At 62.9% G+C, this 14,403-nt stretch carries 8 protein-coding genes and 1 pseudogene; 7 read left to right on the top strand and 2 right to left on the bottom strand.

Going from position 1 to position 14,403, the window contains the following annotated elements:
• Window positions 1-13 precede the first annotated feature (13 nt).
• Window positions 14-1,210, top strand: a complete 1,197-nt coding sequence (gene sepH / locus BW09_RS05630) for a septation protein SepH (protein ID WP_140462347.1) — start codon at window positions 14-16, stop codon at window positions 1,208-1,210.
• Window positions 1,211-1,247: 37 nt separating this feature from the next.
• Here sepH and BW09_RS05635 read toward each other — a convergent pair whose 3' ends face one another.
• Window positions 1,248-2,504, bottom strand: coding sequence for an alkaline phosphatase family protein (locus BW09_RS05635; protein WP_140462348.1), 1,257 nt, complete (start codon window positions 2,502-2,504; stop codon window positions 1,248-1,250).
• Between the two features lie 117 nt (window positions 2,505-2,621).
• Here BW09_RS05635 and BW09_RS05640 point away from each other — a divergent pair, with 117 nt between their 5' ends.
• The 6 genes from BW09_RS05640 (at window position 2,622) to BW09_RS05665 (ending at window position 9,678) form a co-directional block, all read left to right on the top strand.
• Window positions 2,622-5,333, top strand: coding sequence for a DNA topoisomerase (ATP-hydrolyzing) subunit A (locus BW09_RS05640; protein ID WP_044088882.1), 2,712 nt, complete (start codon window positions 2,622-2,624; stop codon window positions 5,331-5,333).
• A gap of 66 nt (window positions 5,334-5,399) precedes the next feature.
• Window positions 5,400-6,149, top strand: a complete 750-nt coding sequence (locus BW09_RS05645; RefSeq protein ID WP_223847861.1) for a response regulator transcription factor — start codon at window positions 5,400-5,402, stop codon at window positions 6,147-6,149.
• A gap of 244 nt (window positions 6,150-6,393) precedes the next feature.
• Window positions 6,394-7,104: a hypothetical protein gene (locus tag BW09_RS05650; RefSeq protein WP_044088880.1), complete on the top strand. Its 711-nt coding sequence runs from the start codon at window positions 6,394-6,396 to the stop codon at window positions 7,102-7,104.
• A complete protein-coding gene (locus tag BW09_RS05655; RefSeq protein ID WP_044088879.1) occupies window positions 7,091-7,402 on the top strand; it encodes a transcriptional regulator in 312 nt (103 codons plus the stop codon). Before BW09_RS05650 ends, BW09_RS05655 begins: the two co-directional genes overlap by 14 nt.
• A gap of 225 nt (window positions 7,403-7,627) precedes the next feature.
• Window positions 7,628-8,983 carry an ABC transporter ATP-binding protein gene (locus tag BW09_RS11115; RefSeq protein ID WP_238567019.1) on the top strand — a complete coding sequence of 452 codons (1,356 nt, stop codon included), beginning with the start codon at window positions 7,628-7,630 and terminating at the stop codon, window positions 8,981-8,983.
• 50 nt (window positions 8,984-9,033) lie between these two features.
• A complete protein-coding gene (locus tag BW09_RS05665; RefSeq protein WP_140462349.1) occupies window positions 9,034-9,678 on the top strand; it encodes a hypothetical protein in 645 nt (214 codons plus the stop codon).
• Window positions 9,679-9,890: 212 nt separating this feature from the next.
• Here the strand turns inward: BW09_RS05665 and BW09_RS05670 are convergent.
• Window positions 9,891-14,075 (bottom strand): annotated as a pseudogene (locus tag BW09_RS05670) (DEAD/DEAH box helicase); the annotation flags it as partial.
• Window positions 14,076-14,403 lie beyond the last annotated feature (328 nt).

The following is a 14,403-nucleotide window of genomic DNA, read 5'->3' on the forward strand; positions in this document are numbered from 1 at the left end:
AAGTGGAGTACGTATGCCTGAGAATCGGCTTGAAAAGGCCCATTTTGAGCGTGTCAGCGAAGCGGGGGACCTGATTTTCTCCGTAGGCGGACGTCAGGTGGCTGTCAGCCTGGACGACACGCTCGAACGTGCGATTCTCGAAGCGAAGCAGGTCAGAAGCGAGCGGCGTGAGCCAGCCCAGCCGCATGAACAGGCGACATTGCCGATTTCCCAGATCCAATCACTGATCCGCGCGGGCGCGGATCCTTCCCGCGTGGCCGAGCGCTACGGTCTGAGCGAAACGTTGGTGCGGCGCTTCTCCGCAGCGGTGGAAACCGAGAAACAGTATGCCATCGAACAGTTCCTGACCGTGCCGGCCCCGAAAGACAGCCGGGTCCGTACCATCAACGATCTGGTGGAGCGTACGCTCGCCTCCGCTTCCATCGGCATGGAATCGGTGACCTGGAAATCCACTCGCCGCGGACTCGAACCATGGCGCATCGTGGCGGTGTTCACTTCCGCGGGACGGGAGATCCACGCCGAATGGACGTGGAACATGCACGATAATTCCGTGGTATGCCTGAACAACGCTGCGCGCAAGTTATTGGGCGAGCACAGTGCCGCGGATGATTCCAAAGCCGCGGCGAGACTGCTCCCCGGCCCTGAGCTGCCGGGAGATTCCATACGCTCGGCGCGCATCGAGCGGGCGGTGAGCGCATGGGCGGCGCCAAAGCCGTCGATTCCCGCTGCCGTGCCGCAAGCCGCCGTTGGGGCGGGAACCTCCGCCGATCCCGGCGCCTCCGGCTCCATGCCTCCGGTCAAATTCCCGGGTGCGGCTGTGCTCGCGACACCTACCGGATCATCCGACACGGGCGCGTCCGTCGACGGCAGCGCCCGTGTCATCCCGGTGTCAGGTCCGGCTGGTTCCGCGGCAGTCATACCCAACGGCATGCCGGCCGGAGCGAACCCCACGACGGCCCAGACTGCGGGACTGGCCACGGACCAGACGACACCATCCGTACAGGCCTCCATACAGGCCATCGCCCCCGCCACGGTCGATGCCCCTTCGGGACTGCCCGCGGCAAGCCACGCGGCCACGAGTGCCGGCGATGCCGGCAATTCCGAGACATCCGCCGCCGCAACGGCATCCGCCCATGCCGGCAAGACCCCCAAACGCCGTTCAGGCCGGTCCGCCGTGCCCAGCTGGGACGAGATCCTGTTCGGAGACTGAACGCCGGACGCCGCAGTCGGCGTCATGTATCGACATGTCATGCGACGTCGATGAGGCAGGGAATCTCCATCTCCAGACGAGTCTGCGAACCATGCACGCTGGGCAGATGCGTGGCCTTGTCATTCTGGGTGCGTGAATCCACGATCGTCATCCCATCGGCGGCCTGCACGATCACGTCGCCGATCACCGGCTTCACACGTTCGGACACCGGGCCGAACAATCCATCGCCTATCGCCTGTGACTTCGTCCGCACCTGCGCACGGTCCTCCAGACGATTGCGCCACCGCCGCGCGATATCCTCCGGGTCCTCGCCGTCCTGCGCGTATAGCATCAGCGAGCGCGGCTCACCTCCAACCAGCTCCACGCCCTGCATCAGCTGCGGTTCGGCGGCGATGTCCACCCGCTGCGCCGGATCGGTCTGCACCATGCCGTGATCGGCTACGATCACGATGAGCGTCCCTTGGGGAGCGCTGCGTCTCAACAGGGCCAGCTGCGCGTCGATATGCTCGAATGCGGCCACCCATTGTTCCGAATCCCATCCGTAGTTGTGTCCGACCTTGTCCGCATCACGGATGTACAGATACGTGAGCCCCGGTTCGTTGGCGGCGCGGGCGGCGGCAAGCACGCGATCGCGCGGCGTGACGCCGGCCCGGTACTCGGTGCCGCGTAGAGCCGCTTCGGTCAAGGGCGACCCTTTGAACTTCGGCAGACCTGAACTGGTGACCCGCACCTGCTGGGCGGCGAGACGCTCGAACACGGTGGGTTCGCGTTGCAGCTCATGCGGGTCGATGATGGGCGGCTGGGGAAGGTGCGGGTTGGCTGGCTTGGGCGCCAAGGCATCCTTGAATTGGATGAGCTGGATGAGTTTGCGACTGTTCGGTTCCAACTGCGTGTAACCTGCCATGCCGGTCAGTCCCGGGCATGTGCCTGTGCCGAACGTGGCCATGGCCGCCACGGTGGTACTGGGCGCGCAGGTGGCGATAGGACGCTGGTTGGCGGAGTCGTTCATCAGTGAGCGCAGATAGGGTGCATGGCCCAGCCGCATGGCCAGATTCCAGTATCCCAGACCGTCCACCAGCACGACGATGGCGGAAGCCGCATCAGGCAGTCCCAAGGCTTCCTGGCATGCCTCCGGATTGGCATGCACAGGGGTGGGCGTCGGATGACCTATGGCGCTGGACAATGCGGGGAGCACAGCGGACAGGTGCAGGGCTCCTGACGGATTGGCGTCCTGATAGGTCACGGTGGGTATCAGGCGCAGCAGTTGGTCCATTTCCGGCGTATCGACAGTCATATGGTTCATGGTAACCCCAATGAGCCCGCTGTCGATGATGATCGACGATGAACGATGATGTTCGGCGCATGTGCGCAGGGGCACTGCTACTATGGTGCGAGTTTGAAAGGGAGTTCCATGGCATCACACCGCAAGCCGTCCGTGCAGACCTATGATCCGCGCACAGTCAAGGAGCATATCGTCGAGACGCCGTTGAACGAGGAGATGAGCAAATCATTCCTCGAATACGCGTATTCGGTGATCTATGCGCGCGCCTTGCCCGATGCGCGCGACGGGTTGAAGCCGGTGCAGCGACGCATCGTCTACCAGATGGGCCAGATGAACCTGAATCCGGACCGCCCTTATATGAAATCCGCCCGTGTGGTGGGCGAGGTCATGGGCAAGCTGCATCCGCATGGCGATTCCGCAATCTACGAGGCCATGGTGCGTCTGGCACAGCCGTTCGCCATGCGGCTGATTCTCGTGGATGGGCACGGCAACTTCGGCTCTCTTGACGACGGTCCGGCGGCATCCCGTTACACCGAGGCCCGCCTCGCTCCCGCCGCCCTCGGCATGAACGCGGACATCGACGAGAATACGGTCGATTTCACGCCGAACTACGACAACAAGCTCAAGGAACCGACCGTGCTGCCGGCCGCAATCCCGAACCTTCTGGTCAATGGCGGTTCGGGTATCGCCGTGGGCATGGCCACGAACCTCGCCACGCATAATCTTGCTGAGGTGGTGAACGCCGCCAAGTTCCTGATGGCCCATCCCGAGGCCACGCTCGAACAGCTGATGCGCTATGTGCCGGGCCCGGACTGGCCGACAGGCGGCACCATCCTGGGCCGTGACGGCATCCGCGAGGCGTATGAGACCGGCCGAGGCACGCTGACCACACGCGCCACCACGCATATCGAGCATGTCACCGCACGCAAGCAGGCGATCGTGGTGACCGAGCTGCCCTACATGGTGGGCCCGGAGAAGGTGATCGAACGCATCTCCGACGGTGTGAAGAACCGTAAGCTCGAAGGCATCTCCGCCGCGTACGACCTGTCCGACCGACACAACGGCACCCGTCTGGTCATCGAGATTAAGACCGGTTTCGACCCGCATGCCGTGCTGGTGCAACTGTTCAAGCACACGCCGCTGCAGGACAATTTCGCGATGAACAACGTGGCGCTGGTGGATGGCCGACCGCACACCATGGGTCTGAAAGAGATGCTGCAGGTATGGATCGATCACCGCCGTGTGGTGATCCGCCGCCGCAGCGAATACCGCAAGAAGAAGGCGCAGGAGCGCCTGCATCTGGTCGAGGGCCTGCTGCTGGCCATGCTCGACATCGATGAGGTGATCCAGGTGATCCGCACCTCGGATGACGCCGATGTCGCCAAGACCCGCTTGATGGCCGTCTTCGATCTGGACGAGGTGCAGGCGCAGTACATCCTCGATCTCCGTCTGCGCAGGCTCACCAAGATGAACCGCATCGAGCTTGAGGCCGAGCGCGATGATCTGAAGAAACGCATCGAGGAGCTCACCCGTATCCTGGCGTCCGCGGAGGCGTTGGACAAGGTGGTGACCGGCGAGATGGACGAAGCGGTCTCCAAGTGGGGCTCGCCGCGCCGGACAGTGCTGCTGGATGTGGATCCCGATGGCACACCGACCCCGGTTTCCGCATTCGGCGCGCCCGCCGCCGCGCTCGCCCAGTCCGCGCTCGAGGCGGTGCAGTCCGCGGCCACTATCTCCTCGGCGGCGGCCGATGTCGCCGCTGCGACCAAGGCCGCCAAAAAGAGCGGCGAGGAGAACGCCTTGGCGGGAGCCCTGAAGATCGAGGACGAACCGTGCGTGGTGATGATGAGCGCCACAGGTCTGATCGCACGAACCACGCCAAGCGCACTGGACGTGTACCATGCCCGCTCCTCTTCCGACAAGCGTCAGCCGAACGATCAGATCACCGCGTTGTTCCCGACTTCCACGCAGGCGACATATGCGCTGATCACGTCGGCGGGACGCTTGGTGCTGGCCCATGTGGTCGATCTGCCGGCGTTGCCCGCTTCCGAGGCGCTCGCCTTGACCGGTGGCGTGCAGGCGGACGAGCTGATCGGCATGACCGAATCCACCGATCCTATTCCGGGCGAACACGTGGTGACCGCCATCGCCATGGAGCCGGTGAAGACCGGCGACTCGGGAAATGAATCCGATGCCGCCGACGCACCGCTCCCCTCGCTGGCCATCGGCACCCGCAACGGTGTGGTCAAGCGTTGGAACCGCGAGGCTCCCACCACGATGGACTCCTGGCCTGTCATCGACCTGAAGGATGGCGATGAGGTGGTGTTCGCCGCCACCGCCGAGGACGACGACCGTCTGGTGTTCATCGCCTCGGATTCCTCCCTCTTGACGTTCGAGGCGAAGAACGTGCGTCCGCAAGGCCGCACCGCAGGGGGCATGGCCGGCATCAAGCTGGCTGACGGCGCACAGGTCATGGCGTTCAATGTGGTGCCCGCAGGCAAGGTGGCGTGGACGTATGAGGAGGGCGAGAACGGCCTGAGCTCGGCGTCCGGTGCCGTGGTGCTCACCGTGGCCGGCGACGAGGACGCACTGCCCGGCACCGAGAACGGCGCCGCCAAAGTGACGCCGTTGGAGATGTACCCGACCAAGGGTCGTGCCACGGGCGGTGTGCGCTCGCAGCGCTTCCTGAAAGGCCAGAACACGCTGATCCTGGCGTGGGTGGGTCTGTATCCGCTGCGTGCCGCCACATCCTCCGGCACGCCGGTGGAGCTGCCGAAGCCCGACATGCGCCGCGACGGTTCCGGCGTGGATCTCGCCGCACCCGTCGCCTTCATCGGCTGAATCATCCGAAAGCCGATTCCCCGTCCTAGACTGGGCAGTAGCAATACTGGGTGTGGAAAAGGATGCATGATGAGGCTTTTGGTCGCTGCGACGAACGAGCCGCTGGCCCGCGCCATTCGAGGCACGCTGCTCGGCGCGCATCACGATGTGGAGCAGACCGCCACACATGCCGATACGCTCGCGGAATTGGGGCAGTCCGAACCGCAGTATGATGCCATCGTACTTGACGAGGATATGGTGGAACCGCCTGATGGCTCCTTCATCGCATCGCTTCGTAAGGCTGCGCCCGATATCAAGATTCTGCTGCTGACATCCACGCCACTGAGCCGGACCACAGGTGCCGGCAATCGGTGGCGCGCCTTGCCTGACGAATACGAACCTCTTGCGAGCCATCCGGCCGACCCCAACGATAGCGATGTGCCGCGCACCGATCAATCGCATCTGAATCAACCTGACGCCGTGTTGCGCAAACCGTTCTCCGACACGGAACTGCTCTCCCATGTCGAAGCGCTCACCCCCGGCTCCCCCACGATGATCATTCGCGGCAACCTCACTCTGGACACCACGAACCGGAAGGCGTACTATGCCTCCACGCACACGCCCATCAACCTGTCCCGCTTGGAATACAGCCTGCTCGAAGCCTTGGTGCGTGCCAACGGCGAATTCGTGGACATCAAGAGGCTCGCCGAGCTGGTCAGTGGCCCGTATTTCGAGCAGCAGGGCCTGCTCCACTACGCCCTGTACACACTGAACAAGAAACTCACACGCGCAGGTCTCATCATGACGCGGCGAGACTCCAGCTGGCGCATCCGCTAAGACGAGTTCCGCGTCGACCTCTCTTCCATGGACTATATATGCCGGGAATTCCCCTGCACTGTGGGATACCCGTTGCCCGCCATTTTCCTTGCACGCCTCGCCATGCCGACACCGCCATGCCGACACGCAACTTGTTTCCATAACGGAAAGTGGTACTGTTTTCCGTAGCGGAAAGTGGTTTGGCCGCAGCGCAGCCAGCGATCAAGCTAACGTCCAGGCTCAAGGGACCGCAAAGGGGGCCATCATGGCGGATACGCAGGGTACACGGACGAGCGCCGGTGACGAGCCGCGTGACCGGTTGCAGCAACAGCAGCGCCAATCCGATGCACGGCAGGCAGCACAAACACCACAACCTGTGCTGCCCCCTCGGGCGTTGGACAACCCGTCGATAGCGTCCAATGCGCCGGCCGCCTTGGACGCACTGAGTGCCTTGGACACGGATCGGGCGAGGCTCGCCTCCGACTATTACGAGAGAAACCGCGTCCCGACCGTCATATGGGTGACGGTGATATATGGCATGATCACCCTGACGTATTGGCTGATTCCACAGGTGTTCCTCAACCGGTTCCATCAGCCGGGCAATCCCGCATGGCTTATATTCACATTGCTGGCGGTTTCCGTGCTGTTGGTCTACGCGATGCTGCTGTTCACCTGCCACATGCAGGGCGTCGCCATCCAATGGCTTCCCCCACGGCCTGTGATGAAGAGCCGGCGGTTCCGGATCATCCTCGCCGTGCATGCCATCGCCAATTTCATTCCGGCAGCCGCTGCCCTGGCGGTGGGCTATGCCACGAACGCCTGGTGGTCGGCCGTGGCGGTCACGGCAGTGGGTGCTGCGTTCAACGGTTTCATGGAGCATCTTGAACTCAGCGAGACCATCCGCGCGCTCAGGCAACGCACGACTCCCATGGGCGAACCCACCAGCGACGGGGAGACGCATCATGGCGTCGGATGATCCGGAACCAATCTTCAACGAGGTAATCCACGCCCCGGTGCGGCTGCGCATCTGCGGACTGCTGGACACCTACGGCACCCTGCGGTTCGACGTGCTGCGCGACACGCTCGGCATCAGCGACGCCACCTGCTCCAAGCATCTGAAGACGCTCGCCGACCACGGTTACGTGCAATTGGACAAGAAAGCCGATGAGGGCGGCAAGGCCTACAAGGTCACATGGGTCAGGTTGACCAGCGAGGGCGGGTCCGCATTCCGGTCGCATGTGGCAGCGTTGAGGCAGATCGTCGCCGGGCAATAGACCGCCGGTAACCGCCAATAGCCACCGAACCATAGCCGTCGCCCCACATCCGCCACAGCGGGCGCGGGATTCTCACAGTTCGCCAACCCGAATAACACACCATCGCCTGGCGTGAGCCATACCTGAAACCGCGGTTTCGCGCATGGCCTGGCGCAAGCATACTCGAAATCATCGTTCCGACATCACTTCCCGATATCACCGGCCAATCCACGAATCGAGGCTCATATGAAGGCCGTCCTGTACAAGGATCTGCAGCAGATCCGGCATAACACGGCGATGCTCATCACCGCCGTTATCGCCATCGTGGCACCCCTCTCACTGATCGCCACCATCACCCCGCTGGCCATGGGCCCTGACATGGCCGGGGTGATGCTACGTTTCGCCGTCGCATCGTTCACGATGGGCCTGGCGCCGACGCTGTCGCTCGACGCGATCCGCAGCGACTTCGCCAACGGCACCATCGTTTCGGTACGCGCCTGCGGACGTCCGTTCCGGCAGTATCTCGCAGCGCAACTGGCGTACGCCGTAATCCCTATCACCGTGCTGTCCGCGGCGCTGATGGGGTTCGCGTTCCTCGACGCTCCCGCACTCCGCGCGACCATCGCGGGACCGCAGGGCGTCGCGCTGGCCGTCACGCCAACGCTCGCCGCGCTGGCGCTGTACCTGTGGTCGATATTCATCAAGGGAAAGGCAACGATCATGACCACTACCACACTCGATTCCATCGTCGCGACGACGTCCACGGCATCTGCCCCCGTAACTTCTGATTCGACGGTATCCGTCATGCCCTCCGCATCAGGAACGGCCGCAGCGGCACCCGCAGGTCAGGATCCGCTCGCCATCCGCGTCACGGACATGACGTTCGGATACAGGCGTCGCAAACCCGTGCTCGAGCACATCGACCTTGACGTGCCGGCCGGACAGTCATTGGGCATCCTCGGCTATAACGGAGTGGGCAAAACCACCCTGTTCGGCGTGATCACCGGACTGCTGCGCCCACAGGAAGGCTCTGCGACCATCAACGCCGACGTGTTCCGCTCCATGCGTGATGTATTCCAGCTCACCGATTCGGGCAATCTCTCCCCCACGATGACCATCCGCGAGAATCTCAGGTTCCGTTCGATGCTGTACGCCACGCATGACGACCCGCATCCGCTTGACCTGAAGCATCTCGACCGACTGCCGATGGTCCGCGCGTTCGAACTCGGCGAGCATCTTGACAAGAAGGTCAAGGATCTTTCCAGCGGATTGAGGAAGCGTGCGGGCATCATGGCCGGCATGCTGTTCAATCCCCGGCTCGTCCTGCTGGACGAGCCGACCAACGCGGTCGATCCGGTCACCCGGCAGCTCCTCATCGACCTGATGCGGCAGCTCAAGGCGGATGGACGCACGATACTGACCATCACGCATGACCTCGACTACTGCTGGGAGGTCGCCGACCGTGTGATTGTTCTGGATGACAAGCGTGTGGCCAAGGATTGCCTGCTCGCCGACTTCGACGATATCGACGCCTTCCGGCAGGCGGCCACGCTCGGCCGTGAGCGCGATCATGTGGACTTCGGATTGGGAGGCACGCGATGAGGGCGATGCTCTGGCACGATTGGACGCTGCTACGTAAAAGCCCGTTATACTTGGCGTTTGCAGTGGGCATGTGGCTGTTCATACCGATCATGCTCGCCGTACTGTTGTCTGGCTCCTCGCCGCAGCAACTGGCTACGATCAATGTATGGGGCATGGCGCAGGGGCTGGCGGCGTGGTATGGGTATACCGCATCGATGCTGGCGTTCGGCACGTTGTATTCCAATTCGTCTTCGATGGACTTGAGCGTGGTGCCGCAGACCGACGGCACGTTGGAGAACTGGCGCGGTTCGGGGCGCTCGATGCTGGGATACTGCCTGGCCAAGAGTCTGCTTCCTGTGCTCCTCGCGGAGTTCATGATTCTGACCACCGTGGGCTATCTGGCATGGGCGGGGCTCGATGCCTCGGCCACCGTCATGCGGGTCATCTATGTCGTACTGGCACCGGCGGCGCTGGCATTCGCGACCGAGCAGATGTTCCTCGCCACTCACACCGGCTCGATGGGTTCGCTATCGGCGGCGACCCTGATTGCATCGCTTCCCATGCTGCTGCTTACGGTGCTGGCGTTCACACTCACCTTGCCATGGGTATTGGCCGTGATGGTCGTCTTCGGCCTGGCTGCCATGGGCGCGACCGTGGTCTCCTGCAACCGCCGTTATCCACGGGTGCTGGGGTCGATTGCTGCACGGCGACCGTAACCAGCTTGACGGCTCCCAACGAGTGTTGCTGGCTCGTCGCCCCGATGGCTATCCAGGACTCGCATGGCCACCGTTTATGAGCCGTCCTCAATGTGCCGTCCTCGCCGGCGGTCTTCGGAACACATCACCGCTCAGTACAGGCGCATGCCTTGGGGGACGGGGACGAAGCCGGCCTGATGGAGGATGCGCGCGAAGGGGTGACGGGCGTTCAACGGTTCGGCGGTCTCGCTCCAGACGCGCTTGGCCGCATCCGCCAACTGCCGCGCATGGAAGGCGCCACCGGAATCCAGCGCCGCGAGTATCGATTCGGGCATGGTGACGGATGACTCGTCCGAATCGCCCTGTCCCGACAGTACTGTACCCGATGGCACCGCATCCGATAGCTCCGAACTCGACGGTACCTTGCCCGACGCCAATGAGGCCGATGGTGCCGGACCGGAAGGCATTGAGTCCAGCAGCAATGAGTCGGCCGGATGGAACGCCACCTCGCCGACCTCCAGCGCACCGGTGGCACCGGTCTTGGATCCCACCCAGACCACGTCGCCGGAGGTCAGCAATTCATCCAGCAACGCCGGCTGGTAATCGCGGACACGTGCGGGGAATACCGAGGATTCCCATAGTACGGCGGGCAGGGCGACGCCTTCCAACTGTTCGATGACGCGCATCAGCCCGTCCGCGCCCTCGTATCGTTCGCCTCCCACCGGTCCTACGCCTTGCCGGCCGAGCAGGAACATCTGATAGACGGACGGTTCGACCGGTTTGACCGCCTTGCGCGCCTTGGCCAGCGACCGCGCGCGTATGCGGCGGAATACGTCCTTGTGCAGCCATTGGACCGTCGCATCGCCGTTGCCGGCCGACACCATCCCACCGGAATCCGCATCAGTGGAGTCCGCATCCGTAAAATGCCCTTGCAGCAGCTCCCCTTTGGCGGTGAGCGCATCCAGTGTATGCACTGCATCCGTGACGGTCAGATGAAGATCGGCAATGAGCCGCTCCGCGGTGAAGGGGCCATGCGTTTTAGCGTAACGGGTCACGCGGCCTGTCACATCATCGTCCGCGAGCTCGTTCCAGAAGGTACGCTCCCCCAGCTCCCTTTCGACATCGTGAATCACGTCCGAGTCCAGCACTTGCGCCATATCCGTGGTGCCGAGCAGCCGTTCCAGCACCTGCGGGTCGAGGGAGAGCAACTGCGCATTGCGTTCGGCTTGTGGCTGGTCGTACTGGTACATCACCGAGCCGACGAAGCCGAACAGGATGTTCTCGGCGAATGGCGATGGTGTGTCGGTCTCCACGTCTTTCACGACGATAGCGCCGGATTGGAGCCCGGTCATCACCTCGTTCAGGGCTGGCATATCGTAGACATCCTGCAGGCATTCACGGGCCGTTTCGAGCAGCAATGGGAAGTTTTTGGCCGTGCGCGCGGATTGCAGCAGTTGCGCCGCCCTGAGCCGCTGCTGCCACAGAGGCACGCGGCGGCCGGGTTCGGAGCGGGGCATGAACAACGATCGTGCGGCGCATTCGCGGAACCGGGCGGCGAACAGCACGGACTCACCCACTTGGCGTTCCACGTCCGTTTTAAGGTCTTCCGGGTCGAACAGGAACAGGTCCGCCATGGGGATATGGCCTTCGCCGTCCGGCAGTTGGATAACTATGCCGTCATCGGCGGCATAGGCCTGGCCGTCGAAGCCGTATCGGGTGGCGAGTCGGCGGCTGATGGCCATGGCCCATGGCTCATGCACGCGGCGGCCGAAGGGACTGAGCAGCACGACTCGCCATCCGCCGTCTTCGTCACGGGTGCGTTCGACCACCAGGGTGCGGTCGTCGGGAACCACGCCGGTTGCGGCCTGCTGTTCGGCAAGAAGACGCGCCAGATTGGCGATGGCATTGCTGTCGAGGCCGTCGTGGCGGAGTCGATTGAGGATGGACGTGCTGAAGGTAGGCGAAGATGGAATGGTTGCTGTAACTAGTTTCCCCTCGAAACTCCCCTCAGTCTGCTGCGCAGACAGCTCCCCTCGGAGAGGAGAGTCAGATATCGTTTCCCCGGTATAGGAAGGTTGTTCCCCTGTCGGACTGCTTTCACGCGGGAGGACGGAAGCGAATATGAGACCGGCGCTGGTTTCCCGGAGGAAACGACCAATGGTGCGGCTGAACCCGTAGTCCCGCCCCGCACCTTCGCCATGCCAGAACGGCAGTCGGGCGGTGCGTCCGGGGGCCGGGGTCACCACGACGCGATCCCGCGTGATTTCCTGAATCTGCCAGGATGACGTGCCCAGCGTGATCACATCGCCCACACGAGACTCGTAGACCATCTCTTCGTCCAGTTCGCCTACGCGCCGCTGGACTTTGCCGGCATCCGCCTCGGGAAGCACCACCGTGTATAGTCCACGGTCGGGAATCGTGCCGCCTGAGGTCACGGCGATCTTCTGCGCGCCGGGACGCGCGGAAATCCGACCCTCCTCCCTGTTCCACATCAGTCGTGGTTTGAATGCCGAAAACTCCTCGGTGTTGTATGCGCCTGACATCATGCCCAATACCGCGTCGAACATGTCACGGGACAGTTCGGCGAACGGCGCGCTGCGACGTACGGTCGCATACCAGTCCTCGACGTCCAAATCATGCATGGAGGCCTCTGCGACACTCTGTTGGGCGAGCACGTCAAGCGGATTGCGCGGTATGGACAGCGGTTCGATATCGCCGGCGATCATCGATTCCATGCAGGCCGCCGAGGTGACAATCTGATGGCGGGTAAGCGGGTAGAACAGGGCATGGGACACTCCCCCGACCTGATGGTCGGCCCGTCCGACACGCTGAAGCCCCGAGGATACGGACAGCGGGGTATCAACCTGGATCACCAGATCGACCGACCCCATATCGATGCCGAGTTCCAAGCTGGAGGTGGCCACCACACAGCGCAGTTTGCCTCGTTTCAATCGTTCCTCGATCATCTTGCGGCGGTCTTTGGAAACCGAACCGTGATGGGCCATGGCGATCACATCAGCGTCCTCATGGGCATCGACGAGCATGGTGGTGGAGCCGACCACGGCATCGTAGTGGGCTGCGAACCCCTCACGTCCTTCCGGAGAGCCAGGGCCAAGGGATTCATGCGCTTCATCGGTATCCGAGCCAATTCGCCCAGACGACCTACCAGTGCCAGCGGCAGGGCTTTCGGCGTACATATCGTTGAGCCGTGCGGTGAGTTTCTCCGCCACACCTCGGGAGTTCACGAATACCAGTGTGGTGCGATGCGCCAACACCTCATCGAGGATGCTGCGCTCCACCACAGGCCATATGGATCCTGATGTACGGTCGCCACGGGCTCCCGTTATTGCCGAAGAGACCGAACCGTCACGCTCGGCGTCCTCGTCACCACCATCAGCGACACCAGTGATGCCCTTACGCTCTGCCAGCCTCTGCATGGCCGGTGTGACCCCGCTGATATACGGCCTGGCCTGGCTGGAATCCGCGCCTCCCGCACGATGTTGCACATTGCCGGAGTCCAAATCCCGCATGTTGTCCAACGGCTCGACCATCTTCACGTCCATGGCCGGCCTGCCGCCCGGATTCACTATGGTCACCGGTCTGCCTCCACCTAGGAATCGAGCAGCCTCTTCAGGCGGATTGACCGTCGCGGAAAGACCGATGCGCTGGATACGCCACGACTGACTTGCGCGGCCTCCACCACCGATGCGGTCATCTTGCCCCGTATGCTCCGTCATCGAGCCGACAACAGCGTCGGCAAAGGCGTCGTTGTCGGACTGTATCGCCTCGACAGACGCCGATGAGTCCATAGATTCCCGTCTGCGCGATTCGGAGACCAGTCGTTCCAGCCGTTCCAGGCTCAACGCCAGATGGGCGCCGCGCTTGGTGCCCGCCACCGCGTGGATCTCATCGATGATCACCGTCTCCACAGTGGACAGGATCCGTCTGGTCTTGGAGGTGAGCAGCAGATACAAGGATTCCGGAGTCGTGACCAGGATTTCCGGTGGGTGGGAGGCGATATGGCGTCTCTCTTGGGCAGTGGTATCCCCCGATCGGGTGGCGACGGTGATGTTCGGCGCATGCAGCCCCTGTGCTTCGCATTGCGCGGCGATGCCGTCGAGGGGCTGTTCGAGGTTTTTGGCCACATCCACCGCAAGCGCCTTGAGCGGTGAAATGTAGAGAACGCGTACACCTGTGCGCTTCGAACGCGTCCGTTTATTTCCCGGCTGCAGCAATCGATCGATGGCGGAGAGGAACGCGGCGAGCGTCTTGCCTGAGCCGGTGGGTGCAATCACCAGTACATGTTCGCCAGAGGCGATGGCCGGCCACGCCTGATTCTGCGCTTCGGTGGGCTTCCCGAATGCATGCATGAACCATGACCGAGTTGGCTCGGCGAACAGACTCAGACTTTCGTACATATGTTCGATTGTAACGTGCTATGCGAACAAACTGCGCGTCACTCATGAACCGGCGGCGGCAGCATTCTCGCCCAACGGGGCAAAACCTCGAGCCATCTGGACTTTCAGCCCGCCTATAGCCTCCTACCGAAGCAAAACCTCGGACAACCAGGACATCCGCCCCGTCGACAGCCTCTCAGCGAAGCACAACCTCGGTTCACCAGAGCACTCGCCCTGCCCACAACCTCTCAGCAAAGCACAACCTCGGGTCATCCGACCATACGGCCCCTACAGGCCCACTCGCCGAAGCACAACCTCGAACCATTATGCGATATGGTCCACTGACAAA

Source organism: Bifidobacterium sp. UTCIF-1 (assembly GCF_006408915.1).
Taxonomy (GTDB): domain Bacteria; phylum Actinomycetota; class Actinomycetes; order Actinomycetales; family Bifidobacteriaceae; genus Bifidobacterium; species Bifidobacterium reuteri.

What these genes read in the sequence shown, in the direction of transcription:
- BW09_RS05640 (WP_044088882.1), top strand. Translation starts at nt 2,622, where the DNA reads ATGGCATCACACCGCAAGCCGTCCGTGCAGACCTATGATCCGCGCACA.
- BW09_RS05635 (WP_140462348.1), bottom strand. Translation starts at nt 2,504, where the DNA reads ATGACTGTCGATACGCCGGAAATGGACCAACTGCTGCGCCTGATACCC.
- BW09_RS05655 (WP_044088879.1), top strand. Translation starts at nt 7,091, where the DNA reads ATGGCGTCGGATGATCCGGAACCAATCTTCAACGAGGTAATCCACGCC.
- BW09_RS05645 (WP_223847861.1), top strand. Translation starts at nt 5,400, where the DNA reads ATGATGAGGCTTTTGGTCGCTGCGACGAACGAGCCGCTGGCCCGCGCC.
- BW09_RS05650 (WP_044088880.1), top strand. Translation starts at nt 6,394, where the DNA reads ATGGCGGATACGCAGGGTACACGGACGAGCGCCGGTGACGAGCCGCGT.
- sepH (WP_140462347.1), top strand. Translation starts at nt 14, where the DNA reads ATGCCTGAGAATCGGCTTGAAAAGGCCCATTTTGAGCGTGTCAGCGAA.
- BW09_RS11115 (WP_238567019.1), top strand. Translation starts at nt 7,628, where the DNA reads ATGAAGGCCGTCCTGTACAAGGATCTGCAGCAGATCCGGCATAACACG.